This window comes from Pseudomonas sp. ERMR1:02 (genome assembly GCF_002277815.1).
Lineage (GTDB): Bacteria > Pseudomonadota > Gammaproteobacteria > Pseudomonadales > Pseudomonadaceae > Aquipseudomonas.
Window position 1 is genome coordinate 28,879 of the sequence record NZ_NKJI01000017.1, and the last position, 24,573, is coordinate 53,451.

The 24,573-nt window shown below is 60.2% G+C and carries 25 protein-coding genes and 2 pseudogenes; 15 read left to right on the plus strand and 12 right to left on the minus strand.

All coding sequences use genetic code 11. The annotated features are described in order from the left end of the window. Nucleotides 1-76 precede the first annotated feature (76 nt). Nucleotides 77-835, minus strand: coding sequence for a DUF2063 domain-containing protein (locus tag CES87_RS24365; protein WP_128608107.1), 759 nt, complete (start codon nt 833-835; stop codon nt 77-79). After that, a complete protein-coding gene (locus CES87_RS24370) occupies nt 828-1,667 on the minus strand; it encodes a DUF692 domain-containing protein (RefSeq protein WP_128608108.1) in 840 nt (279 codons plus the stop codon). Before CES87_RS24370 ends, CES87_RS24365 begins: the two co-directional genes overlap by 8 nt. Nucleotides 1,668-2,117: 450 nt before the next feature. On the opposite strand from CES87_RS24370, the gene CES87_RS24375 reads away from it, so the two are divergent. Together CES87_RS24375 and CES87_RS24380 are read left to right on the plus strand one after the other, a co-directional pair. After that, entirely contained in the window at nt 2,118-3,164 is a 1,047-nt protein-coding gene (locus tag CES87_RS24375; protein WP_128608109.1) for a class I SAM-dependent methyltransferase, read from the plus strand. A gap of 142 nt (nt 3,165-3,306) precedes the next feature. Then, on the plus strand, nt 3,307-4,167 hold the full coding sequence (locus CES87_RS24380) for an NAD-dependent protein deacetylase (protein ID WP_128608172.1): 861 nt from the start codon (nt 3,307-3,309) through the stop codon (nt 4,165-4,167). 97 nt (nt 4,168-4,264) lie between these two features. Here the strand turns inward: CES87_RS24380 and CES87_RS24385 are convergent. Continuing rightward, nucleotides 4,265-5,166 (minus strand): annotated as a pseudogene (locus tag CES87_RS24385) (LysR family transcriptional regulator). A 174-nt stretch (nt 5,167-5,340) separates the two neighbouring features. Between CES87_RS24385 and CES87_RS24390 the strand changes: the two are divergent. Genes CES87_RS24390 through CES87_RS24400 form a run of 3 tightly spaced genes read left to right on the plus strand, consistent with a single transcriptional unit; the run spans nt 5,341 to nt 7,934 of the window. Then, nucleotides 5,341-6,039, plus strand: a complete 699-nt coding sequence (locus CES87_RS24390) for a CoA transferase subunit A (protein WP_128608110.1) — start codon at nt 5,341-5,343, stop codon at nt 6,037-6,039. Between the two features lie 36 nt (nt 6,040-6,075). Next, the gene (locus tag CES87_RS24395; RefSeq protein ID WP_057399619.1) at nt 6,076-6,741 is read left to right on the plus strand and encodes a CoA transferase subunit B; all 666 of its coding nucleotides are present in this window, start codon (nt 6,076-6,078) and stop codon (nt 6,739-6,741) included. An 11-nt stretch (nt 6,742-6,752) separates the two neighbouring features. Continuing rightward, complete coding sequence (locus CES87_RS24400) at nt 6,753-7,934, plus strand: acetyl-CoA C-acetyltransferase (protein ID WP_128608111.1); 1,182 nt, start codon at nt 6,753-6,755, stop codon at nt 7,932-7,934. A 216-nt stretch (nt 7,935-8,150) separates the two neighbouring features. On the opposite strand, the gene CES87_RS24405 is transcribed toward CES87_RS24400, so the two are convergent. Further along, nucleotides 8,151-8,753, minus strand: a complete 603-nt coding sequence (locus CES87_RS24405) for an NADPH-dependent F420 reductase (protein ID WP_128608112.1) — start codon at nt 8,751-8,753, stop codon at nt 8,151-8,153. Nucleotides 8,754-8,865: 112 nt separating this feature from the next. Here CES87_RS24405 and CES87_RS24410 point away from each other — a divergent pair, with 112 nt between their 5' ends. Next, nucleotides 8,866-9,768, plus strand: coding sequence for a LysR family transcriptional regulator (locus CES87_RS24410; protein ID WP_128608113.1), 903 nt, complete (start codon nt 8,866-8,868; stop codon nt 9,766-9,768). A gap of 160 nt (nt 9,769-9,928) precedes the next feature. On the opposite strand, the pseudogene CES87_RS24415 reads toward CES87_RS24410, so the two are convergent. Next, nucleotides 9,929-10,066, minus strand: a pseudogene (locus CES87_RS24415) (divalent metal cation transporter); the annotation flags it as partial. A gap of 323 nt (nt 10,067-10,389) precedes the next feature. On the opposite strand from CES87_RS24415, the gene CES87_RS24420 reads away from it, so the two are divergent. From CES87_RS24420 to CES87_RS24435, 4 genes are all read left to right on the plus strand, one after another. Continuing rightward, nucleotides 10,390-11,187: a hypothetical protein gene (locus CES87_RS24420; RefSeq protein ID WP_128608114.1), complete on the plus strand. Its 798-nt coding sequence runs from the start codon at nt 10,390-10,392 to the stop codon at nt 11,185-11,187. Between the two features lie 56 nt (nt 11,188-11,243). Further along, nucleotides 11,244-12,161 carry a DMT family transporter gene (locus CES87_RS24425; RefSeq protein WP_128608115.1) on the plus strand — a complete coding sequence of 306 codons (918 nt, stop codon included), beginning with the start codon at nt 11,244-11,246 and terminating at the stop codon, nt 12,159-12,161. Between the two features lie 234 nt (nt 12,162-12,395). Next, complete coding sequence (locus CES87_RS24430) at nt 12,396-12,587, plus strand: antitoxin (RefSeq protein WP_128608116.1); 192 nt, start codon at nt 12,396-12,398, stop codon at nt 12,585-12,587. Between the two features lie 176 nt (nt 12,588-12,763). Then, on the plus strand, nt 12,764-13,336 hold the full coding sequence (locus CES87_RS24435) for a hypothetical protein (protein ID WP_128608117.1): 573 nt from the start codon (nt 12,764-12,766) through the stop codon (nt 13,334-13,336). Nucleotides 13,337-13,339: 3 nt separating this feature from the next. Here CES87_RS24435 and CES87_RS24440 read toward each other — a convergent pair whose 3' ends face one another. The 3 genes from CES87_RS24440 to CES87_RS24450 form a co-directional block, all read right to left on the minus strand. After that, nucleotides 13,340-14,056, minus strand: coding sequence for an alpha/beta hydrolase (locus CES87_RS24440; RefSeq protein ID WP_128608118.1), 717 nt, complete (start codon nt 14,054-14,056; stop codon nt 13,340-13,342). Nucleotides 14,057-14,237: 181 nt separating this feature from the next. Continuing rightward, complete coding sequence (locus CES87_RS24445; protein ID WP_128608119.1) at nt 14,238-15,350, minus strand: succinylglutamate desuccinylase/aspartoacylase family protein; 1,113 nt, start codon at nt 15,348-15,350, stop codon at nt 14,238-14,240. A 195-nt stretch (nt 15,351-15,545) separates the two neighbouring features. Next, entirely contained in the window at nt 15,546-16,325 is a 780-nt protein-coding gene (locus CES87_RS24450) for an ABC transporter substrate-binding protein (RefSeq protein ID WP_128608120.1), read from the minus strand. Between the two features lie 331 nt (nt 16,326-16,656). Between CES87_RS24450 and CES87_RS24455 the strand changes: the two genes are divergently transcribed. Next, on the plus strand, nt 16,657-17,289 hold the full coding sequence (locus CES87_RS24455; protein ID WP_128608121.1) for a type 1 glutamine amidotransferase: 633 nt from the start codon (nt 16,657-16,659) through the stop codon (nt 17,287-17,289). Nucleotides 17,290-17,388: 99 nt separating this feature from the next. On the opposite strand, the gene CES87_RS24460 is transcribed toward CES87_RS24455, so the two are convergent. Continuing rightward, on the minus strand, nt 17,389-17,823 hold the full coding sequence (locus CES87_RS24460) for a rhodanese-like domain-containing protein (RefSeq protein WP_128608122.1): 435 nt from the start codon (nt 17,821-17,823) through the stop codon (nt 17,389-17,391). Between the two features lie 101 nt (nt 17,824-17,924). Between CES87_RS24460 and ftrA the strand changes: the two genes are divergently transcribed. Then, complete coding sequence (gene ftrA, locus CES87_RS24465; protein ID WP_128608123.1) at nt 17,925-18,953, plus strand: transcriptional regulator FtrA; 1,029 nt, start codon at nt 17,925-17,927, stop codon at nt 18,951-18,953. Between the two features lie 45 nt (nt 18,954-18,998). Here the strand turns inward: ftrA and cobF are convergent, their stop codons facing one another. Further along, nucleotides 18,999-19,754, minus strand: coding sequence for a precorrin-6A synthase (deacetylating) (gene cobF / locus CES87_RS24470; protein WP_128608124.1), 756 nt, complete (start codon nt 19,752-19,754; stop codon nt 18,999-19,001). After that, entirely contained in the window at nt 19,754-20,326 is a 573-nt protein-coding gene (locus CES87_RS24475; protein WP_128608125.1) for a histidine phosphatase family protein, read from the minus strand. Before CES87_RS24475 ends, cobF begins: the two co-directional genes overlap by 1 nt. A 390-nt stretch (nt 20,327-20,716) precedes the next feature. Between CES87_RS24475 and CES87_RS24480 the strand changes: the two genes are divergently transcribed. The 3 genes from CES87_RS24480 (at nt 20,717) to CES87_RS24495 (ending at nt 23,872) form a co-directional block, all read left to right on the plus strand. Further along, on the plus strand, nt 20,717-21,733 hold the full coding sequence (locus CES87_RS24480) for an arginine N-succinyltransferase (protein WP_128608173.1): 1,017 nt from the start codon (nt 20,717-20,719) through the stop codon (nt 21,731-21,733). 61 nt (nt 21,734-21,794) lie between these two features. Next, nucleotides 21,795-22,829, plus strand: coding sequence for an arginine N-succinyltransferase (astA, locus tag CES87_RS24485; RefSeq protein WP_128608126.1), 1,035 nt, complete (start codon nt 21,795-21,797; stop codon nt 22,827-22,829). 173 nt (nt 22,830-23,002) lie between these two features. Further along, nucleotides 23,003-23,872, plus strand: a complete 870-nt coding sequence (locus CES87_RS24495; protein ID WP_128608128.1) for an oxaloacetate decarboxylase — start codon at nt 23,003-23,005, stop codon at nt 23,870-23,872. A 121-nt stretch (nt 23,873-23,993) separates the two neighbouring features. On the opposite strand, the gene CES87_RS24500 is transcribed toward CES87_RS24495, so the two are convergent. Further along, the gene (locus CES87_RS24500) at nt 23,994-24,296 is read right to left on the minus strand and encodes a hypothetical protein (protein WP_128608129.1); all 303 of its coding nucleotides are present in this window, start codon (nt 24,294-24,296) and stop codon (nt 23,994-23,996) included. Nucleotides 24,297-24,573 lie beyond the last annotated feature (277 nt).

A 24,573-nucleotide genomic window follows, 5' to 3' on the forward strand; every position in this document is an offset into this window, starting at 1 on the left:
CGGGACGCTCTGCGTCCCATCCAGAGCCGAACGCGGAGCGTCCGTTGAGGCATTCCCACGCAGAGCGTGGGAACGATCAGACAAAAACACCAACTACTCCCTCCCCATGCATCTGCCGCAACAACGCCAACCCGTTATCAAAGAACTCCTGCGACCCGCTCTTCCCCGCCTCCACCGCCAACCCTTGCAACTGCGCACGCCCGCTCAACTCGGGAAACTCGTCAATGCGCTGCAACAAGCGCCACGCCAACGGGGTCAACGCGGAAAACTTCACACTCCAGTCGTCTGCACGGCGCACCAGCAGCAACGTTGGTTCGGCCGGCGCTACATCGGGCTGGTAATCCGGCCCCACCCGCTGCACCGGCCAGGCATACGCCAGCGGCCAGGCCAGCGGCGAGACCTGCAACGGGCGATCCAGCAACAAGTCTGCATCGCCGGGTAACAACGGCTCGGCCTCGGATTGTTGCAGGGCCATTTCCACCCATTCGTAGTGCGCCAGTTCGACCATGAACGGCGGCCACGGGCCGTCGGCCAGCGCCGGTGGTTCGCAGGCGAGAAACTCGACGAACTCCCCGGCGATTTCACCGAATTTCGGGGTGTGGGCCCGATAGTCACGCAGGAAGATCCGCACCAGCGCGCGCCACTGTTTGTCGCCAAGAATCTTCACCAGCACTGGAAAGGTGCCGCTGATCAGCGACGACAGGTTGGCGAACACCAGGTCGCGATAAACCTGTGCGCGGGCCGGGTCCATTTCCGGCGGTGGCGCGCAGCGGTCGGGATCGCGCAGGTACAAACCCATGCTGTTTTGCTGATCAAACAGCGAGCGCTTAGCCACGGTTCACCTCCTCAGTTTGCAACCGGCGAATGGTCTGCAATTCGGCGACCAGGTCGCAAAACGCCGGAAAGTTGAAGTCCCGTTCCAGCAAGGTCGGTTGCGCGCCGAACCGGGCATAGGCCTCGGCCAGCAATGACCACACCGCCGGTTTGACCGATGCGCCATGGGTGTCGATTTTCAAGGTGTCGGACTCATCGAAGTGCCCGGCGATGTGCATGGCCACCACACGGTTCGCATCGATGCCAGCGAGGAAGGTACGCGGATCGAAGCCGTGGTTGATCGAGTTGACGTACACATTGTTGACGTCCAGCAACAGGTCGCAATCGGCTTCGCGCAGCACGGCGTTGGTGAAGGTCACCTCGTCCATGTCCTGCTGCGGCGCGGCGTAGTAGGAGACGTTTTCCACTGCCAGGCGCCGACCGAGAATGTCCTGGGCCTGTCGGATGCGCGCGGCGACGTGATGCACCGCCTCTTCGGTAAAGGGCAGCGGCAACAGGTCGTACAGGTGACCGTCATCGCTGCAGTAACTCAGGTGCTCGCTGTACAGCGGCACGTTGTAGTGATCGAGGAAGACCCGCACCTCTTGCACAAACCCGACGTCCAGCGGCGATGGCCCGCCAAGCGAGAGGGACAAGCCATGGCAGGACAACGGATAGCGCTCAGCCAGGGCCCGCAGCGCCGCGCCATGGGCGCCGCCGATGCCGATCCAGTTCTCCGGCGCGACTTCCAGAAAATCGAAATGGCCGGCCGGGGCGGCCTGGAGGTCCTTCATTAAACCGCGACGCAAGCCGAGCCCGGCGCTGGCCTTGGCTGCTGTGATGGGGGTCTGCATGGTGTCGATCTCAAGGGTTGTCGGAACAAAAACACAGTTAATCGCAGTGATGTATCGGGTCTGTGTTTGGCGGAGCGCCGCTATTGGAGGGCACTGTATCGAGAGCCTGGTTAGATACATTGCGATACATGCGAAGCCACTGCGCACGCACGCCCCCCCTGTAGGAGCGAGGCTTGCCCGCGAAGGCGCAGTGTCAGACAACATCCTTGCCGACTGATACTCCGCCTTCGCGGGCAAGCCTCGCTCCTACAGGGGCTCAGCGGTAATTCATGGGAATGTGGTCGACAACGGACTTTCGTCGCCTCGGGTACCCGCTTACAACCCCCGAACTAAACTTACTTCACCCAGGACATGCTTATCGTCCTGTTCATTCCCACGACCACCGCCCAGAAGCGAACGCCTCGATAAACAATGCCTCTGGACCGTGATCCTCTTGAAGGAGCACACGTGATGGACGAGGCCAGACTCAATGATTTCATGGGCAAACTGGTGAATGACATGGGCGGCGCGGCGATGCTCGCCAACGTCATCCTCGGCGAAGAACTCGGCCTGTATCGGGCAATGGCCGACAGCCGGCTGATCAGCCCTGAAACACTCGCCGACAAGACCGGCTGCAATCCTCGCCTGGTGCGCGAATGGCTCAGCGCCCACGCCGCCTCCGGCTACATGGAACACTTAGGCGGCCAGTTCCGCCTGCCCGAAGAGCAAGCGCTGGCCTTGGCCATCGAAGACTCACCGGTCTACATAGCCGGTGGTATCGGGGTGGTCGCGTCGTTTTTCCATGACAAGGACAAACTGGTCAAAGCCATGCGCGGCGACGGTGCCCTGCCTTGGGGCGATCACCATCCGTGCATGTTCAGCGGTACGGAACGGTTCTTCCGGCCCGGATACAAGGCGCACCTGGTCGCCGAATGGCTGCCGGCCCTCGACGGCGTGGTGGCCAAACTTGAGGCTGGGGCCAAAGTGGCGGACATCGGCTGCGGCCATGGCGCCTCCACGGTGATCATGGCTCAGGCGTTTCCGGATTCGCGCTTTGTCGGCTTCGACTACCACGCACCCTCCATCACTGTCGCCACCCAGCGCGCCGAAGAAGGTGGCGTGTCCGGCCAGGCCCGGTTCTTCCAGGGCACGGCGAAAAACTACCCCGGCAACGACTATGACCTGGTTTGCTACTTCGACTGCCTGCACGACATGGGCGACCCGGTAGGTGCGGCCAAACATGCCTATGAGTCGCTAAAACCGGACGGCACGGTGTTGCTGGTGGAACCGTTTGCCAATGACTCCCTCGACGACAACATCACGCCGGTGGGTCGACTGTTCTACGCGGCGTCTACGTTCATTTGCACACCCAACTCGCTGTCCCAGGAAGTCGGCCTGGGGCTCGGCGCCCAGGCGGGCGAGGCGCGGTTGCGCAAAGTGTTTACCGAGGCGGGGTTCTCGAGTTTCCGTCGGGCCATGGAGACGCCGTTCAACCTGATTCTGGAAGCACGTAAGTAACACTCACCACTGTAGGAGCGAGCATGCTCGCGATGGAAGACAAAACACCGCGGGGCGTCAGACGGCCAGTGTTATCGTTGACGTCCATCGCGAGCATGCTCGCTCCTACAGCGTGGATTCAGGGTGACCCGCAGTGTTGAACATGCTCGACAGCCTGATCCATGAACAGCTCGACCGCCTCCAGCAGCTCATGGCTGATGAGCCGTTTATGGTCCTGACCGGTGCCGGTATCAGCACCCCGTCGGGCATTCCGGATTATCGCGACAATCAGGGTGTGCGGCGTGGCCGGCAGCCGATGATGTATCAGGAGTTTCTCTCAGCGCCCGAGTCCCGGCGGCGGTATTGGGCCCGGGCGATGCTCGGCTGGCCGCGAGTGCGCCAGGCGCTGCCGAATGTTGCCCACGATACCCTGGCCCGCTTGCAGAGCTCGCGACGGATCAGCGGCTTGATCACGCAAAACGTTGACACCTTGCACGACCAGGCGGGCAGCCATGACGTGATCGAACTCCACGGCAGCCTGCACCGGGTGCTGTGCCTGGACTGCGGCAAGCGCAGCGAACGGGATTCGATCCAGCATCTGATGGAAGCGCAAAACCCTTATCTGGCAGGCGTGGACGCTGTGCAGGCCCCGGACGGCGATACCCTGCTGGACGCAGCCTTCGAAGCGCGCTTTCAGGTCCCGCATTGCCCGCACTGTACTGGCGAGCGCATGAAACCGGACGTGGTGTTTTTTGGCGAGAACGTCGCCCAGGAAACCGCGGCCAAAGCGATGGCCGCAGTGGAAAAGGCTGCGGGGTTGCTAGTGGTCGGCTCGTCGCTGATGGCGTATTCGGCATTTCGCTTGTGCCGGGCGGTGGTGGATCAGGGTAAGCCGTTGCTGGCGATCAATCTGGGCAAGACCCGGGCGGATGAGATTCTGGATTTGAAGATAGAAGCGTCGTGCGAACAGCTGTTGCCGTTGTTGGCACAACGCCTCGTGACTGACGAAACCCAACCCCTGTAGGAGCGAGGCTTGCCCGCGAAGAGGCCGGCACATTCAGAATTGATGCTGACTGACACGACGCCTTCGCGGGCAAGCCTTGCTCCTACAGGGGCAATGATCAATTCACGGAAAATCGCTCATCAAGGTTTTCCTCTTTCAGCACATCAAACAACGCCTGCGCCGCCGCCGACAACTCTCCCCCGGCAATGTCAGCACGCCAATGGCCCGCTCCACCACCGGGTCGTGCAAGGTGATGCAGCGTGCCCCCAGCTCCCGCATCTGCCCGGCACACAAGGCCGGCACGGCGCTCACTCCCAGCCCGCTGGCGACCATCCGCCCGACCGTCGCCAATTGATGACTTTCAAACTCCACAGGCAGCTTCATGCCCCGGGCCTGCAAATGTTCTTCGAGCATCACCCGCAGCGTCGACGGCCGTTGCAAAGTGATGAACGGTTCCTTGAGTAAGGTCTGCCAGTCGATTTCTTGCAGGTCGGCCAGCGCCGAGTCATGGGGCACGACCGCTACGAACCGGTCGATGTACAACGGCGTGAATTGCAACGACGAACTCATGGTCGGCTCGAACGCCACCCCCAGTTCCACCTGGCGGTCACGAACCATTTCCAGCACTTGTTCGTTGATTACATCGTTGACCGTGACGTTGACTTTCGGATACCGGGCGCGGAAGGTCTTAAGGATCGGGGGCAGCAGGTTGCCGGCAAACGACGGCATGGCCGCCAGGGTCACGCGGCCGCGCTGCAGGGTGAAACGCTGGCGCATTTCATCCTCGGCATTGTCCCAGTCGGCGATCAGGCGCCGCGCCAATGGCACCAGGGATTCGCCCTCGGCGGTCAGCGCCACGTTGCGCGTGTTACGGGTAAACAGCCGACCACCCAGGCCCTCTTCCAGCGCCTTGATGGTCAGGCTCAACGCCGATTGGGACAGGTGCAGGCGCTCGCAGGCCACGGCGAAACTCAGGCTCTGGGCCACGGCCAGGAAGGCTCGGATCTGCTTGATGGTCATGGTCGCTTTGCTCCAGTTGTAAGCTGCAAGCCTTAAGCTGCAAGATGAAAAGCAGCGATTTATTGAGTTTTATCTATCAATCAACCTTAAAAATCAACTTAACAAATAAATACTCCGGCGCGACACTCCATCCATACGGCTAGCCAGCCGCCCACAAAGAATAAAGAGGTGCATATGGCAGGTTTCGACAAGCGCGTGAGTTCCTACGAGGAAGCTTTGGCAGGTCTTGAAGACGGCATGACCGTGATCGCTGGCGGCTTCGGCCTGTGCGGCATCCCGGAGAACCTGATCGCCGAGATCAAGCGCAAGGGCACACGCGACCTCACCGTGGTCTCCAATAACTGCGGCGTCGACGGTTTCGGCCTCGGTGTGCTGCTGACAGACCGCCAGATCAGCAAAGTGGTGGCCTCCTACGTCGGCGAAAACAAGCTGTTCGAAGAGCAACTGCTAAAAGGCGAAATCGAAGTCACCCTGACCCCTCAAGGCACCCTCGCCGAAAAAATGCGCGCTGGCGGCGCCGGCATCCCGGCGTTTTTCACCGCCACCGGCGTTGGCACTCCAGTTGCCGAAGGCAAGGAAGTGCGCGAATTCCATGGCCGCAAGTACCTGATGGAAGAATCCATCACCGGTGACTTCGCCATCGTCAAAGGCTGGAAAGCCGACCATTTCGGTAACGTCATCTACCGCCACACCGCCCAGAACTTCAACCCGCTGGCCGCCACCGCCGGCAAGATCACCGTGGTCGAAGTCGAGGAAATCGTCGAGCCCGGCGAGCTGGACCCGGCGCAGATCCACACCCCTGGCATCTACGTCGACCGGGTCATTTGCGGCACGTTCGAGAAGCGCATCGAACAGCGCACCGTGCGTAAGTGATCCCCTGCCCCCGGACCGAATGAAGGAATAACAACAATGGCACTTTCCCGCGAACAAATGGCTCAACGCGTCGCCCGCGAAATGCAGGACGGCTTCTACGTGAACCTGGGCATCGGCATTCCGACCCTGGTCGCCAACTACATCCCTGAAGGCATGGAAGTCATGCTGCAGTCGGAAAACGGCCTGCTGGGCATGGGCCCCTTTCCTACTGAAGAAACCATCGATGCCGACATGATCAACGCCGGCAAACAAACGGTGACCGCACGTATCGGCGCGTCGATCTTTTCCTCGGCCGAGTCCTTCGCGATGATCCGCGGTGGTCATGTCGACCTGACCGTGCTCGGCGCCTTCGAAGTGGACGTGCAAGGCAACATCGCCTCGTGGATGATCCCCGGCAAACTGGTCAAGGGCATGGGCGGCGCCATGGACCTGGTGGCCGGCGCAGACAACATCATCGTCATCATGACCCACGCGTCCAAGGATGGTGAGTCCAAGCTGTTGTCCCAATGCAGCCTGCCGCTGACGGGCGCCGGCTGCATCAAGCGTGTGCTGACTGACCTGGCGTACCTGGAAATCGAAAACGGCGCATTCATTCTCAAAGAACGTGCACCGGGCGTCAGCGTCGAAGAGATCGTCGCCAAAACCGCCGGTAAACTGATCGTGCCGGACCACGTGCCGGAAATGCAGTTCGCTGCCCAGTGAGGAATCATTCCATGCAAGAAGTCGTCATTGTTGCCGCCACGCGCACCGCGATCGGCAGTTTCCAGGGTGCCCTGGCCAATGTGTCCGCGGTGGACCTGGGCGCGGCGGTGATCCGTCAGTTGCTGGCGCAAACCGGCCTGGATCCCGCGCAAGTCGATGAAGTGATCATGGGCCAGGTGTTGACCGCCGGCGCCGGGCAAAACCCTGCGCGCCAGGCGTCGATCAAGGCCGGCCTGCCTTTCGCCGTGCCGGCCATGACCCTGAACAAGGTCTGCGGCTCCGGCCTCAAGGCCCTGCACCTCGCCACTCAGGCCATCCGCTGCGGCGATGCCGAGGTGATCATCGCCGGTGGTCAGGAAAACATGAGCCTGGCCAACTACGTCATGCCAGGTGCCCGCACCGGTCTGCGCATGGGTCACGCGCAAATCGTCGACACCATGATCAGCGACGGCCTGTGGGATGCGTTCAACGATTACCACATGGGCATCACTGCCGAAAACCTGGCCGAGAAGTACAGCCTGAGCCGTGAGCAGCAGGATGCGTTCGCCGCCGCCTCGCAGCAGAAAGCCACCGCAGCCATCGAAGCCGGGCGTTTTGCCAATGAGATCACGCCGATCCTGATCCCGCAGCGCAAGGGCGATCCGTTGTCCTTCGCCACCGACGAACAGCCACGGGCCGGCACCACCGCCGAATCCCTGGGCAAGCTCAAAGCTGCCTTTAAAAAGGACGGTTCGGTGACCGCCGGTAACGCTTCGTCGCTGAACGACGGCGCCGCCGCCGTGATCCTGATGAGCGCGGAAAAAGCCAAGGCTCTGGGCCTGCCGGTACTGGCGAAAATCGCCGCTTACGCCAACGCCGGCGTGGACCCTGCGATTATGGGCATCGGCCCGGTATCGGCCACTCGCCGCTGCCTGGACAAGGCCGGTTGGACCATCGACCAGTTGGACCTGATCGAAGCCAACGAAGCGTTCGCCGCGCAATCGCTGGCCGTGGCCAAGGACCTGGAATGGGACTTGAACAAGGTCAACGTCAACGGCGGCGCCATCGCCCTCGGTCACCCGATCGGTGCCTCGGGCTGCCGCGTGCTGGTGACCTTGCTGCATGAAATGATCAAGCGCGACGCCAAAAAAGGCCTCGCCACCCTGTGCATTGGTGGTGGTCAGGGCGTGGCATTGGCGATCGAACGGGCGTAGAGCGTTCAACAGACTGCGCGGGGACCCACGAAGATCCGCGCAGTCTGGAAAAACACCCGGTGCATCTTTGGTGACACCGGGTTCTTTTTTTGATCGCCTGTAGGAGCGAGCACGCTCGCGATGGACGACAACGATAACGCGGGGAGTCAGACTGCCCGCGTTGTCCGAGCCTCCATCGCGAGCATGCTCGCTCCTACACAGGGTGGGGATTGGGTTTTAGCCGAATTTCACCAGATTCAAAATCGGCAACGGTCCGCCCGGAAACTGCGCCAATCGCGCACCGACACTTAACGTCCCCAGGTCGATCCCGAAGAAGCCTGTTCGCTCGATCAAGGCTGCCACTTGCGCCTTCGCATCAGCATCATCGCCAGAGAGAAACAGCACCCGTCGACCACCCTCCGCTGCCGGATCGCTCTCAAGCAAACGCGCCGCCAAGTGATTGAACGCCTTGACCACCCGCGCCCCCGGCACCCACTCAGCAAACACTTCACTGGACATACGCCCTTGTAAATCCACAGCCTTGAACGAGGGTGTTTCTATCGAATTGTTGGCATCAATGACAATCCGCCCGCCAAAGTCCGGCAGGCCAGCCAATGCCACCGGCAACCTCGACCAGTTGACCGCCACCAGCACGACAGGCTGGGCCGCGGCGTCTTCACGGGTGCCGGCACGTGCGGTTGGACCGAGTTCCGCCACCAGGGACGCCAGGCTCTCAGGGCCGCGACTATTGGCAATGACCACTTCAATGCCCTGACGGGACAAGGCTCTGGCAAAGGCTGCGCCGATTGCTCCGGCGCCGATGATTCCGATGGTGCTCATGGGTTTTCACTCCGAGTGGTTGTCGTTGGAGTGAATGCTGCGCTTGCCATTAGGTTTTGATTAGCGGGTAATGATTTGAATAATTTTCAAGCATTGCTTGCAGGTAGTGACCATGGAAACCCTCGCCAATCTCGAATCTTTCGTACGCAGCGCCGAAACCGGGAGCTTTTCCGCCGCGGCACGATTACTCGCCCTGACTCCGGCCGCCGTCAGCCGCAACGTGGCAGTACTGGAACGCAACATCGGCGTGCGCCTGTTCCAGCGCTCTACCCGCAAATTGTCTCTGACCGAAGCTGGCGAAGGTTTTCTGGCGAGCATCAGCGGCAATCTGCAGGCGTTGCAGGCGGCGATCAACGCGGTCACCACTGATAAGGGAGAGCCTGCGGGCGTGCTCAAAGTCAGCCTGCCCCCGACATTTGGCATCAGCCACGTATTGCCATTGCTGCCAGCCTTTCTGGCGCGCTACCCGCAAATCCGCCCCGAATGGCACTTCGAAAACCGCCAGGTGGACTTGATTGCCGAGGGCTATGACGCAGCCATCGGCGGGGTTTTCGAGCTCACGCCGGGGGTTATTTCAAGGAAACTGGCATTGGCGCACGTCGTGGCAGTTGCCTCACCCGCGTACCTGGCAGGACGCACCTTGCCCACCCACCCGACAGAGTTGACCCGACTCAACGGCATCGTGATGCGCGGCAGCCGCACCGGGCGGATTCGCCAATGGGTCATGCAAGAGGGCGCAGGCAATGAAGCAAGCGCCAGCCTGAACGAAAACATCGTGCTCAACGACCCGGCGGCCATGCGCGAAGCGGCCATCCTTGGTCTGGGTGTGACGTTGCTGGTGTTGCCCGATGTGCTGGCGAACATCCAGCGCGGCGAACTGGTGCGCATATTGCCGGACTGGCACGGGGATGCGGGGGCGATTTCGCTTTACTACCCGAGCCGGACGCTGATGCCGGCCAAGACCCGGGTGTTCATTGATTTTGTGGTGGACGCGTTTCAAACACAGAACGCGTAATCGTTCTTCGCGAGCAAGCCCGCTCCCACATTTAACCGCGTTCCCCATGAGAATGCAGTCGAATGTGGGAGCGGGCTTGCTCGCGAAGAGGCCCGCCCAGTCAACCCAAAAACTGCAGGATCTACCAGCTATTAGCCCCACTGATCACCCCAAACAACCCTCAAGCCAACACCTGCGTCGGCAAGCGATTCACAAACGGCCCCATCAGTTGGTGATCGTTGGTCATGCGAATCAGCGGATACAGCGCAAACGGCAATTGCAAACTCAATACCACCTGGCTCAGCACCAGCAACTGGTCAACGGCTACGGTGCCCGCCACTTCCGGCGGACAAAACGGCGCGGTACCGACTTTGGGCAAACTGAATTTCACGCGATGATCCATCAATGGGCGGGAGGCGCCCAGGTTAGACGCTCCGCTGCGCGCGCAACACCCTGTGTAGGAGCTGGCTTGCCAGCGAAGGCGGCGGTTCACTCAGCATCGTCGTTGAATACGAAATTGCTTTCGATGGCAAGCCAGTTCCTACAGGAAATCGTTTTTGTATACAATATTTGTGCGCATATCGAGCAATCCATACCATGCAATGCTAACGTTGCCACCTGACAAAGATTGGGAATGTAAGCGTGCTAATGCTCAAACTGCTGGTGATTCCAGGTTTTCTGCTGCTGATTTCCCTGGCCGGTAAGCGCTGGGGGCCAAGTGTGGCGGGTTGGTTGTCGGGGTTGCCGGTGGTGGTTGGGCCGATCCTGTTTTTCCTCGCCATCGAACAGGGCGAACTGTTTGCCGCGCAATCGGCACTGGCGGCGCTGTCGGCAATGTTCGCGATGATCGCTTTCTGCGTGACCTACGCACAGGTCGCCCAACGGACGGGATGGCCGCTGGCGTTGACGATTTCGCTATCGGTCTGGGCCATGGTCGCCGTGGTACTGTCGTTAACTCCGTCCTCGTTACTGTTTTCGGTGATCGCCGCCACAACGGCCCTTTTGGCCGCCCCCTACCTTTTCCCCTCGGTGCAACCAATCGTTTCAGGCCCGGCGCCCAAATCCGACAAACTGCTGCTGCGCATGATTGCCGGCGCCCTCCTCACGCTGGCCGTCACCTTGCTCGCCAGTACCGTCGGCGATCGCTGGAGCGGGCTGCTCGCGGTGTTCCCGGTGCTGGGCAGCGTAATGGCGGTGTTCTCCCAGCAAACCCGTGGCCCGGCGTTTACCGCTGCCCTGTTGCGGGCAACCGCCACCGGCATGTACTCGTTCTCGGCGTTCTGCCTGGTATTGGCGCTGGCATTGCCGAGTATGGGGATGAACGCGTTTGCCCTCGGCGTGGTGGTGTCGGTGGCAATGCTGGGCGTGACCAAACGTTTGCTGGCGCGGCCGGTCGGCCCGGTGGCGGCGGACGCTGGACGAACCGCGATCAAGCGCTAAGCTGCATCTGGTCATCGGGCAAGGAAGTCGCCCGCTCAACGACTGAGGGAACAGACATGGCCACGTCTCGCGTCCGTAGTGCCCACTGCGCCACCGCGGTCGGTGTGATCGCCATCTTTCTCTGGTCCTGTCTGGCGTTATTGACCACCCTCACCGAAGGCCTGCCGCCGTTTGAAGTGCTGACCCTGAGTTTCGGTGTCGCGTTTATCGCGAGCCTGGTGATATTGGGCCGACGCGGGCTCAGCGGTTTTCGTAGCTGGCGCCAGCCCTGGCCTGTTTGGGCGACGGGTTTTGTCGGAATCTTCGTCTACCACGCGCTGTACTTTTTCGCGCTCAAGGCCGCGCCGGCGGCCGAAGCCAGTCTGATCAACTACCTGTGGCCGCTGTTGCTGGTGCTGCTCTCGGCCTTCGCCGCCGGAGAAAAGCTGCACAAGCGCCAGGCATTCGGCGCCCTGCTGGGTCTGGCCGGCACGGCGTTCATCATGCAGCAACGCGGCTCGGACACCTCCGCCGCCATGCCGATCCCCGGATACCTCGCGGCGTTTGGCTGTGCCTTGATCTGGGCCGGCTATTCGGTGTTCAACCGTCGGTTCAAAGATGTACCGAGCAGCATTATCGGGGGCATTTGCGGGATGTCTGCCGTGGGTGGACTGGTCTGTCATCTGGCCTTTGAAACCAGCGTGTGGCCCGACGCGAGGCAATGGACAGCGATTGTCGTGCTCGGGTTGGGCCCGGCGGGGCTGGCGTTTTTTGCCTGGGACCACGCCACCAAACACGGCAATTTGGCCACGCTGGGCGCGCTGTCCTACCTGGCACCGCTGATTTCCACCCTGCTGTTGATTGTCGTCGGGCGCAGCCAAGCCAGCCCGATCCTGATGATCCCCGCGTTGCTGATCATTGCCGGTGCAGTGATTGCCACCTCACAACCGACGCTCAAAGCCCCCGCAACACCTTCGATGGTTTCGCACGAGTAGCCCAACGCGAGGGGGCTTCCCTCGCCACAAGCGTTGTGTATTTTTTGAGGTCCTACAAAGGCTGACGAAAATAAAAAATCGAGGATTTTTCCCACGATTTTTTTTTAGGTTGGTCGTCGCAAGCGGAGTGTTTACGATTCGATCCGTGGCTTGTCCGGGTCGACTGCATCCAGCCAACGACGACAGCGAGCCACATTCCGAATTGACTGTTGCACATTGGTCCTGGAGGTCACTATGAGCGCCGAACTTTCCCCCATCGTTTCAGAGTTTGAGACCGAAGAGCAGGCTGCCAGCTATGATCGCTGGTTCCGCGCCAAGGTACAGGCTTCGCTGGATGATCCGCGGCCGAGTATTCCGCATGACGAAGCCATGGCCGAAATGCGAGCCCTTCTTGAGTCAAAGCGCAACAAGCGCGTTGCTGGTTGAGTGGGGATGATTTACCAAGTAACGGATCAAATCGAGATTGTGAGTGTTGTACATGCCCGGCAGGAATACCCGTCTACCTAAGCATCAACGACCGTCCGTTAGCCCACACTGGAATGCCCGACAACCTCCATGGGATGATCGCCCCCCACCGCGCGACCATCCCTGGAGATTCACCCATGTCACTGTTGAGTAAAAAAACCGCTGTCCTGTTGCTGGCGGCGGTTGCCACTTTGGGGGCTTTGAATGCGCACGCCGCCAAGGCCACAGCCAAAGAGACGGCATCGACCCAGAAGGTTTCGATGCTTGGCGGCAAGTTCACTTTCACCCTGCCCAAAGGCTTCGTCGCCAACCCGCTGCCGACCAGCCCCACCGGCGCGAGTGGCACCATGTACGCCAACCAGACCACCAAGACCGTGATCATCGCTGCAGAAAACAGCCTGCCTGAAGGCACCACGGTCAAGGACAACGACGGTGCGTTTCTCGATGGCACGGTGGCTGATTTCGACGCGGCACAACACAAGGCCCTGCCGGATTACAACAAGCTCAGCGAAAAAAGCCTGACCCTGAAAAGTACCGGACTGGGCGTACGCCAGGTCGACAGCACCGCCACCCAGGGTGGCGGCATGACCCTCAACACCACACTGATGGCGGCGTCCGGCAGCCACATGACCGTCATTCAGGTCATCTCCCGCCCGGGCGACATGGCGGCGCACGAGACGCTGATCAAACAAATCGTCAGCGGCAAATAAGCCTCAGGGGTTGAGGCGCTGCAACCAGGCGCTCAAGTCCTGCATCTCTTCGGCGCTGATGTTATGGCCAACACCTTGATAGGCGTGAAACTCGGGCTCAAGTGAGACGCTCTGCAACAGGCTGTTGGCCTCGGTGCCGTCGCTGTACGGCAGACGTTTGTCCGCCGTGCCATGTCCGATGAAAATCGCCAGCGACTGGCGTTTTTCATCCGGCTTCAGTTCGGACCTGAGCACCGGCAGAATCCGCCCGCTCAACGCGGCGATCCCACCCACTGCCTCGGGATGGCGCAAGGCGACTTCGTAGGACATGATTGCACCCTGGCTGAACCCCACCAGAAACACTTTTCCGGGTTCGGTGTGATATTTCTGCGCTGCCTTCGCGATGAAATCCAGCAACAACTGGCCGCTGGACGTCAGATCATCGGTCTCACCGTTGTAGGCACCTTCGCCCTTCTTGCGAAACCACTGGTAACTGCCCTCTTCCATCACCATCGGCGCCCTGACTGACAGGTAATTGTATTGCGCGGGCAGCTCATCCTTGATACCGAACAGATCCTGCTCGTTACTGCCGTAACCGTGGAGGAAAACCACCAGGGGTTGATCACGCGAATCGGGGTTGGCCTGCTCCAGGTATTTGAGCGGCAGATCGGTTTGCAGCGGGGTTTGAGCGTGGACAGCGGCGGATGCCAGCAGCGTGAGCAGAGCGAGAAACTTCAACATGAGCCTTCCTTCACAGTGCGCAGGATTCGGGGCAGAGCCTAGCACTGTGAAGCATGCCGAGGAATCTTCGGTGTGCCGACTGCCGTCATCGCCAGCAAGCCGGCTCCTACAATTAAACGATTAACCCTGTAGGAGCCGGCTTGCTGGCGATGGCGCCCTATGAGCCACCGACGATTCCGGATCAATCGTTTATCAGCTTCCCGACCCGAATCGGCTCACGCCCCGCCACTTTCGCCTGCCAGGTCCCCGGCTGTGTATAACGCCCGCGATCAATGGCAAACAGCACGCCACTGGTCCCGGCTTGCACGGTAGTGACCTTATCGTTCAACGGGTCGACCACTTCAAACAGTGCATCGCCCTTCTCCACCCACTCACCGGCTTCGCGCAGAAAACTGACCACCCCGTGATGCGGTGCGAACAGGTATTGAGTGCCTTCAAGCGGCATGCCTTCACAACAATCGTCCGGTGCCGCCGGCCAGGTGCCCTTGATCAATCCCTGTTCGGCGAGAAAGCCCAGAATCGCCTCGCAATTGGCTTGCGCCTGGTCGACCCGAGTGTCCCCCATGCTTCCCAGCTCCAGGGTTGTCGCCAGGTTGGCCGGTGGAATCGCGGCGTCGGGGAAAGCCCTGGCCAGACGCAACCACGCAGAGGAACAAGACTCGTCAAAGGAACTGCCGCCGGAATCTTCACACAGCAACGCCACGCCAGCCTTCAAGCGCGCCGCCAGGGATTGCCACTGCGGCCAGTGTTGCGGCAACGCGTAAATATGAATCGCCGCGTCGAAGTCGCAATGCAAATCGAGGGTGATGTCAGCGTCGCAAGCGTGACGCAACAACAGGCGATGCATCGCCTCCAGTTGTGAAGCCGGAGCTGGCAAGCCGTCGAGTACCTCGCCCATGGTCTGGCGAATCAGCGCAATGTTGGCCTCGGCATCGCTGCCCAGACGATCACCGATCAACTGTGCCACCGGTTCACTGAGTTCGACGAACGCGCGATTGAAGTTCTTGCCACTGCCCAATTCGAAGCGGCCCATGTGACTGCCTTGCAGATGCTGATCGAGACCGATGGGGTTGGCCACCGGCACCAGTTCAATCACGCCCTGCAACTGCCCCTGGTTTTCCAGCTCGGTCAGGCGTTTCTTCAGCTCCCACGCGGTGCGCATGCCCGGTAGCTCATCGGCGTGCAGGCTGGCCTGAATGTAGACCTTGCGAGGGCCTGCGCCATAACGGAACACGCTGAGGGTGCGTTCGGTTCCGAGGTGGCTCCAGGGTAGTGAATGGTCGATGCGTTGCATGTGGAGCTCCTACAGAACTTGTAGGAGCTGGCTTGCCAGCGAAGACGTCGGCACATTCAACAAAGTGTGTGACTGTCAGACCGCTTTCGCTGGCAAGCCAGCTCCTACAGTTGAGAAACGTGTTGGACGGGATCAATTATGAGCATAAAAAAATGGCAGCCGCGTCAACGGCTGCCACTTTTTTAATCGGCTCGATTACTCGCCGTATACGTCAAACTTGAAGTACTTGTCCTGCACTTGCTTGTACTTGCCGTTGGCGCGAATTTCGGTGATGGCGGTGTTGAATTTGTCCGCCAGCTCTTTATCGCCCTTGCGCACAGCGATACCGGCGCCGCCACCGAAGTATTTCGGATCGTTGTACTCAGGGCCAACGAAGGCAAAGCCTTTACCGGCATCAGTCTTCAGGAAACCGTCGTCAAGGTTGACCGAGTCGGCCAGCAGCGCGTCGATGCGGCCAGAGACCATGTCCAGGTTGGCTTCCTGTTGGGAACCGTAACGCACCAGCTCAATACCGGCCGGCACCAGCACTTCAGTGGCGAAGCGGTCGTGGGTACTGGCGCGCAGCACACCGACTTTCTTGCCCTTGAGCTCGGTCAATGGGTCCTTGATGTCGGTGCCTTCCTTCATCACGAAGCGCGCCGGGGTGTGGTAATACTTGATGGTGAAATCGACGTTCTTCTTGCGGTCGTCGGTGATGGTCATGGACGACAGGATGGCGTCGATCTTCTTGACCTTCAGTGCCGGAATCAGACCGTCGAACTCTTGCTCGACCCAGGCGCACTTCACTTTCATCTGCTCGCACAGCGCGTCGCCGATATCGACGTCGAAACCAGTGAGTTTGCCGTCAGGGGTTTTCATCGAGAATGGCGGGTAACCGGCTTCGATACCAATGCGGATCGGCTTGGCGTCGTCGGCCATGGCGGTCAGGGACAACATCGACAGTGCCAGGGCACCGAACATCACTAGCTTCTTCATTTATAACTCCTGTGTGCGGAGGCTTTTATTGGCAGCTTTGATAGGTAGCTTTCGGTCCTTCGCTTGTGGCGGCAAAGACCGAAGAGGCCGGCAGTCTAGAGTGGCTTGTTCGGGGCAAATTGTTTCGATGCGACAAATACTTATAAAAAATTGCCAAGATTCCAGTGAAGAATCCAGCGTGCGCCAGAGCGGTGCAGGTACTGTCAGACAATTAGCGTTTTCAGAAAAAACCTACACCAATCCGGGTTCGTTCCGACTGATGAGTCTTGCTGGCGAAGGGCTCTTTTTTGCGGCACATTGACTGCCAATCTGCCCACTCAAGAGAAGCGTGATGCCCGAGTTGAACCTGATCCAGCACCACCCCGCCGAGGGTCCGGGCGCCATCGCCACATGGGCCGCCGCCCGCGGGGTGACACTGAACATCTTTCGTGCCGACCTCGGCCAGTTACCACCGATAAGCCCGGCGCCAGCGATTCTGTTGGGTGGACCCTATGAGTCCAACGCCGGACCGGCATGGCTGGAAGCCGAACGCCAATGGCTGGCGGGCAACCTGAAGCAAGGCGCGCCCGTGTTCGCCATTTGCCTGGGGGCGCAGTTGCTGGCCCTGAGCCTGGGCGGCAATGTGCGACGCATGGCGCAAAGCGAAACAGGATGGATCACCGTGAACTTCATCGATGGTCAGCGTTTGAAGGTACTGGAATGGCACGAAGACGCCATCGACCTGCCACTCGATGCGCAATTGCTGGCCAGCAGCACCCAGTGTGAACAGCAGATGTACCGCGCTGGGCCAACGCGGGTGGGTTTACAGTTTCATCCGGAGTGGAATGCCGAATCGGTGGCGGTGCTCAATCAGCACTTTGCCAATGAGTCGCCGCTGCCCCGAGAACCACAAGACAGCGCCGACTATGCTGCTGTTTTTGATTGGTTACAGGTGACGCTCGATCAGTGGTGGGCTGCGGTTTAAATGTAGGAGCCGGCTTGCTGGCGAAGGCGGTGTATCAGTCACTGCATTGGTGGCTGGACTGTTGTCTTCGCCAGCAAGCCGGCTCCTACATTAGTGATATCAGCATTCGCAACTGACAACGGTACTGGCCGGCCGCTGCACCGCAACACTCAACTCAAACCCTTCATCCAGCCACCCGGTCACGCCGCCGATCATCTCCTTGACCGAATAACCCAACGCCGCCAGTTTCACTGCCGCCTTGTTGGCGCCGTTGCAGTGCGGGCCAGCGCAATAGACTACGAACAGGCTGGTCTTCGGGTAGGTCGCCAGTCCTTCAGCCGTGAGCAATCGTCCCGCAATGTTAATCGCACCTGGCACATGCCCGCGCTCGAACGCCAGCGGACCGCGCACATCCACCAGAACAAAATCGATTTCGCCGGCCTGTTGGCTGCCGTGGACATCGGAACAATCGGTTTCGAATGTCAGGCGATTGCTGAAATGCATCAGGGCGATGGCCGATGGGGCGGCGGGAATTTCGCGGACCAGGCTGGTCATGGGCAGTACTCCAGAGTGTCAGTGGGTGTGAACAGACTGTATCTGCCTGCCACTTGCCGCTACAGTGGCGCACAAGACACTCATCGGGAATTTTCCGCCAAATGCAGCCTGCCCCTGGATTGGTCGCGATTCTGGCCTACGACGGCCTCTGCACTTTCGAATTCGGCATCGCCGTGGAGATCTTCGGTCTGCCGCGCCCGGAGTTCGATTTTCCTTGGTACGAACAGCAGATTGTCGCCGTCGATCAAGGACCGATGCGCGCCATGGGCGGCATCCAGGTATTGGCCGACGGCGGCCTGGAACTGCTCGGGCACGCCCGGACCATCATTATTCCCGGCTGGCGCGACCGCAACGCGGCCGTGCCCGAAGCGTTGCTCGCGGCCCTGCGCCAAGCCCATGCCCGTGGCGCGCGGTTGTTGTCGATCTGCTCGGGAGTATTCGTGCTGGCGGCCAGCGGGTTGCTCAATGGTCACGGCGCCACGACGCACTGGCGCTACACCACGGAACTGGCCGAACGATTTCCCGACATTCTGGTGGACCCGGACGTGTTGTATGTCGACTCGGGCCAGTTGATCACCTCGGCCGGCAGCGCGGCCGGCATCGACGCCTGCCTGCATCTCGTGGCACGGGATTTCGGCACGCAGGTGACCAACGCCGTGGCGCGGCGTTTGGTGATGTCGCCGCAACGCACCGGCGGTCAGGCGCAGTTCATTCCAACGCCGGTCGGTCCTACGCCGCGCAGCGATCTTTCCCGCGTCATGCAATGGGCACGTGAGCGTCTGCACGAACCGCTGGAGGTGCGCGACCTGGCCAGCGAGGCGGCGATGAGCGAACGGACATTCCTGCGGCGCTTCACAGAAGCCAGCGGTCAGTCGCCCAAGACCTGGTTGCAACACGAGCGCCTGGGCCGCGCCCGCGAACTGCTGGAAAGCACCAATCAAAACACCGAACAGATTGCCCAGCATTGTGGTTATCGTTCGGTGGAAAGTTTTCGGGTGGCGTTTCGCAGTGTGGTCGGGGTGCCGCCGTCGGTGTATCGGGAGCGGTTTGGGCGTGGGATCAAAGCCATTTCTTCAAGGGCCTCTTCGCGGGCAAGCCTCGCTCCTACAGGCCATAACCGATCCCTGTAGGAGCGAGGCTTGCCCGCGAAGGCGTCCTCCCGGACAACTAATGCCTTAAGGCTTACGCAACAGATAGGTATCCATAATCCACCCATTAGCCAAACGAGCCGCCTTGCGCACCCGCTCAATCTCACCCGCCACATCCTTGAGTTTGCCGCTGATCAGGATTTCATCCGGCGTCCCAAGGTAAGCCCCCCAGTAAATCTCGGTGTCCTGATCCGCCACCTGGTGGTAGGCATCCTGCGCATCGAGCATCACCACCAGACTGTCGGCTTCGCTTACCTGCCCCGCCGCCAGCCGCCGGCCGGTGGTGATCTCGACCGAGCGGCCAATCTGATTGAGCGGTACCTTGTGCTGCGCCGCCAGTGCCTGGACGCTGGTGATGCCGGGGATTACCTCGAACTCGAACGCACAGGCGCCTGATGCAAGAATCGCCTGCAAGATGCGAATGGTGCTGTCGTACAACGCCGGGTCGCCCCAAACCAGGAAACCGCCACACTGATCGTCAGACAGTTGCTCATTGATAAGCCGTTCAAAGGTCCGCTGCTTGGCAAGGTTCAAGTCATCGACACTGGACGTGTAGTCCACATCGCCACGCTCGCGTTCCGGACTTTGGGCTTCGACAAAGCGGTAATCACGTTCGGTGATATAGCGCTCGCAAATTTCGCGGCGCAGGTCGATCAACTTGTCCTTGCTCTGGCCCTTGTCCATGAGGAAAAACACGTCGACCCGATTCAGCGCCTTCACCGCCTGCATCGTGATGTAGTCGGGGTTACCGGCGCCGATGCCGATGACCAGGAGTTTTTTCATCAGAGTGTTCCTTCAGGCTCAATGCCCGGCAAGCGTAGCCGCCAGCAACCATTGAACCTCAGTTCGATGGCCGACATCGGCTCAACATCAATCAGGTTGAACGCCGAACCTTGCAGCACATGCGTCAGCGCGGCGCGGATAATAAACGGATGAGTCACGGCGACGACATGACCGGGTGTCGCCTCCAGTGTCAGCAGCCACGCGGCCACCCGCTCAACGATTTTCGCCACTGACTCGCCACCGTGGGGCGCCGAACTCGGGTCAGCGATCCAGCTTTCAAGCAGTTCGGGTTCGGTTTTTTGCAGGTTGTTGATGCGTTCCCCGTTCCAGCGACCGAAATCGCAATCCCTGAGTGCGTCGACAATTTCCACGGTGTTGCCAAACAGTTCGGCGGTTTGCCGGGCCCGCCGTTCCGGAGCGCACATCAGCCTTGGCGAACCCTTGAATAGAGCACTGCGCGAACCCTTCGCAGACTGCCAATCCATCTCCAATGGCTCATTTGTGGGAAAACGCGCCAATTTTTGTGCGACGGTTCTGGCGTGGCAAATCAGGGTCAAACGGGTCGCCTGCACGAAATTTCTCACTGTCGATAGAACGGAAAAACGGCGTCTTGCCGTGGAGTACTGGGCAATTGTGCCGTAACAAGGGTGATCGGGGGCGTTTCGTTTCAGCCAATGATTTGGGCTCGCACAGTCATTTCATCCCAAAACAACAGCCATATCCGACATCCCTATAGGCCATGCCCTACAAGGTCGATCGACATCCGCGTAGCCTCGTGCCCATGCGCATTCGCCCCATGACCGGGCGTTCAGATCGGCGCGAAAATTAACTAGACACGCAATGCGCGTTAACTAAATACTGGTTTCAACGGATTACCAACACACCATCCAGCAGGAGCCCGGATGTCCTCATTCAATGACCCGATCGTCTATTCTGGTCTGGACCGTACCCCGTCCGAACGCATGCTTGTCTTGCGTCCAGTGCAGTTAACCGACCTGCTCCAATTGCAGCGACTTGCCCGGGAAAGCCTGGTAGGCGTCACGTCCTTGCCGGACGATAGCGAACGCTTGCGCGATAAAATTCTCGATTCTTGCACTTCGTTCGAGCAAAACGTGCACAGCCCCGGCCCGGAGAGTTACTTATTCGTGCTGGAAGATCTGGCGAACGAGCGTCTGGTGGGTTGTTCGGAGATTCTCGCCATTGCCGGCTTCAGCGAACCGTTCTATAGCCTGCGCAACCGCCATTTCAACAGTGCCTCGCGGGAGCTGAACATCGAGCATGACGTGCCGGCGCTGTCGGTATGCCATGACCTCAGCGGCCACACCTTGCTGCGCGGGTTCCATATCGATGCAGCGTTACAGCGCACAGCATTCTCGGAACTGTTGTCCCGGGCGCGACTGTTGTTCATTGCGGCCCACGCACGGCGTTTTTCCGAAGCGGTGATCACCGAGATTGTCGGCTACAGCAGCGATGAGGGTCACTCGCCGTTCTGGGATGCTGTGGGCAAGCATTTTTTCGACCTGCCCTATGTCGAGGCGGAGCGGCTTTGCGGCCTGGAAAGCCGGACGTTTCTCGCCGAATTGATGCCGCACTACCCGATCTACGTGCCGATGCTGCCCCAGGCCGCACAAGACTGCATCGGCCGCATCCATCCGAGTGGCCAGGAAGCCTTCGATATCCTTGAGCGCGAGGGATTTGAAACCAACAGCTATGTTGATCTGTTCGATGGTGGCCCGACGCTGTTTGCACGAACTGGCGCCATTCGGTCCATTGCTCGCAGCCACACCGCTTCGGCGAAACCCGGTACCTCCATCGACGCCCGTGGCCGCTACCTGGTGAGCAATGACTCGCTGGAAAATTATCGCGCCATCGTCGCCGAACTGGACTACATCGCCGGGCAACCCGTGACGCTGGACGCCGGCATGTGCGCAGCGCTGAAGGTGAGCGAAGGCAGTCCTATCCGGCTGATCGCCTTGTGAGCGTCTACCGTCCCGCTGCCCAACGACAACGTCCGAACTGGTGCGAAACAGGAGCTGCAGCATGATCGTCCGTCCGGTTCAGGTCACCGACCTGCCCGCCTTGCGCGCGCTGGTCCGACAGGCGGGCCGCGGATCGAACAGCCTGCCCGCCAACGAAGAACGCCTGACCCATCGTTTGCGCTGGGCCAAGAGGACGTTTGCCGAACAGGTCGAACGCGCTGATGCCGATTACCTGTTCGTTCTTGAAGACGACGATCAGCAAGTAATCGGCGTCAGTGCCCTGACGGGCGCCGTCGGCCTGCGCGAGCCCTGGTACAACTATCGGGTCGGGCTGACGGTCAGCTCATCAGCGGATCTGGGCATTCATCGGCACATCCCGACCTTGTTCCTGAACAATGAAATGACCGGGCAATCGGAACTCTGCTCGTTGTTCCTGCGCCACGATCAGCGCCAGGGTGATCACGGTCGATTACTGTCTTTGAGTCGCCTGATGTTTGTCGCGGAATTCCCGCATCTGTTCGGCGATAAACTCATCGCCGAACTGCGCGGCGCTGCTGACGAACAAGGTTGTTCGCCCTTCTGGGACAGCGTGGGCCGGCACTTTTTCAAAATGGATTTCAGCCATGCCGATCACCTGTCGTGGCTGGGCAACAAGTCGTTCATTGCCGAACTGATGCCACGCCAACCGCTTTACGCCTGCCTGCTCACCGAACAGGCCCAGGCCGTGATCGGCAAGCCTCATGCGAACAGCGAACCGGCGCTGAAGATCCTTACCGCCGAGGGTTTTGCCCACCAGGGCTACATCGACATCTTCGACGCGGGCCCGCTCATCGAGGCCCCGGTATCGAACATCCGTACCGTGCGCGACAGTCAATTACTGGAATTGGCCATCGGCACACCGGACGATCAGGCGCCGAAGTGGCTGATCCACAACCGTCGCCTGGAAAACTGCCGTATCACCACCGCACCGGCGCGGCAGGTCGGCCATAGCCTGATGGTCGATCGGCTCACCGCCAAACGCCTGCAACTGCAACCGGGTGATTCGGTGCGTTGCGTGCTGTTGCGCAATCAACAGCGGCAGGCTGTGGCGGCTTGATCGTCGGGATGGTCCCGCGCCCAGGCACAGCTGCGATCAGCAATCACTCGACCAAAATGGCAGCAATCACGTTAAATTCGTCATCATTCTTAACATGCCCCCGTGATAGCCTTTAACACTTTCGGCGTTGACACTTTTGCTCAAGCCCTTCCATTTCCATTGGTGGAACTCATATGTCCAGGCTGTCTCATCAAGATTTACGCCGCAATTTTCGCCAACTGCTCGCTTCCAACACCTGCTATCACACGGCATCGGTTTTCGATCCGATGTCGGCGCGCATCGCCGCCGACCTGGGGTTCGAGGTGGGCATCCTGGGTGGTTCGGTTGCATCGTTGCAGGTGCTGGGCGCGCCTGACTTTGCCTTGATCAGCCTCAGCGAATTCGCCGAGCAGGCCACCCGCATCGGCCGTGTCGCCCAATTGCCAGTGATTGCCGACGCCGACCATGGTTACGGCAACGCGCTCAACGTCATGCGCACCATCGTTGAGCTCGAACGCGCCGGCGTGGCGGCCCTGACCATCGAAGATACCTTGCTGCCGGCGCAATTCGGTCGCAAATCCACCGACCTGACCACGGTCGCCGAAGGTGTCGGCAAGATTCGCGCGGCACTTGAGGCCCGGTGCGATTCGGAAATGGCCATCATCGCCCGCACCCACGCGGGGATTCTGCCGGTCCAGGAAATCATCAGCCGCACCCGGCAATACCAGGCCGCTGGCGCGGACGGGATCTGCATGGTGGGGATACGGGACTTCGATCACCTGGAGCAGATCGCCGAGCACTTGAGCGTGCCGCTGATGCTGGTGACCTACGGCAACCCGGCGCTGCGCGACGACAAACGCCTGGCCGAACTGGGCGTGCGCGTCACCATCGACGGCCACGGCGCTTACTTCGCGGCGATCAAGGCGACGTACGACAGCCTGCGCGAACAGCGCCAGATTTTTACCCAGGCCTCGGATTTGAACGCTACCGAACTGACGCATACCTATACCCAGCCGGAGGAATACATCCGTTGGGCGAAGGAGTTTATGAGCGTTAAGGAGTGATGGGCAGCAGGTATATCTTCGTCGCCTGATCTGACGCCATCGCGGGTAAACCCGCTCCCACAGCAATTGCACAAAACCTGTGGGAGCGGGTTTACCCGCGATGGCGTCAGTCATTACACCGCTAAACCGTAGCCTTGTAGCCCTCCTCCCGCTGCAACGCCCTTGCCTGGATCACATCCAGCACAGCGCACCCTTCGCGCATGAGCAGATGCACGGCGCGAGTCACCCGCGTCAGATCGCAATCGGAAATGTCTTTGAGATTGAGGCTGGACAAAGTGTCCGCCAGATCGCGAACCACCGTGAAACGGTGCATGGCGCACGCGGCCATGTCGCTGAGTTCTTTGTGGGTGTTGATGAAGAGCACCGGGTTGGTGGCGTCGTAGGTGTCGATGGGGAGGTAACGGGGCATGACTTGGTCGAACATACGTGAAACTCCAGGTTGCGCTACCACCTTTCGCGGCCAAGCAAAGATAAGGTGGCAGCCGTGTGCGGGTTGGCCGACCGGTACCTGAAAAACCGGCACACCCGAAGATGTCCCGCGCACAGCCGCCATAAAACCTGCAGCACTGTGAAGTTTCAGATACCGACCGGCCAAGGTCGATCGCGGAGTTTTCCGCGAGCACGAACTATAGGAGTCGATACCGAAACGTGGCAACAGGGTACGTTGTAGGAAACGTCTTGAAAAGTTGTGCGCCGCATAT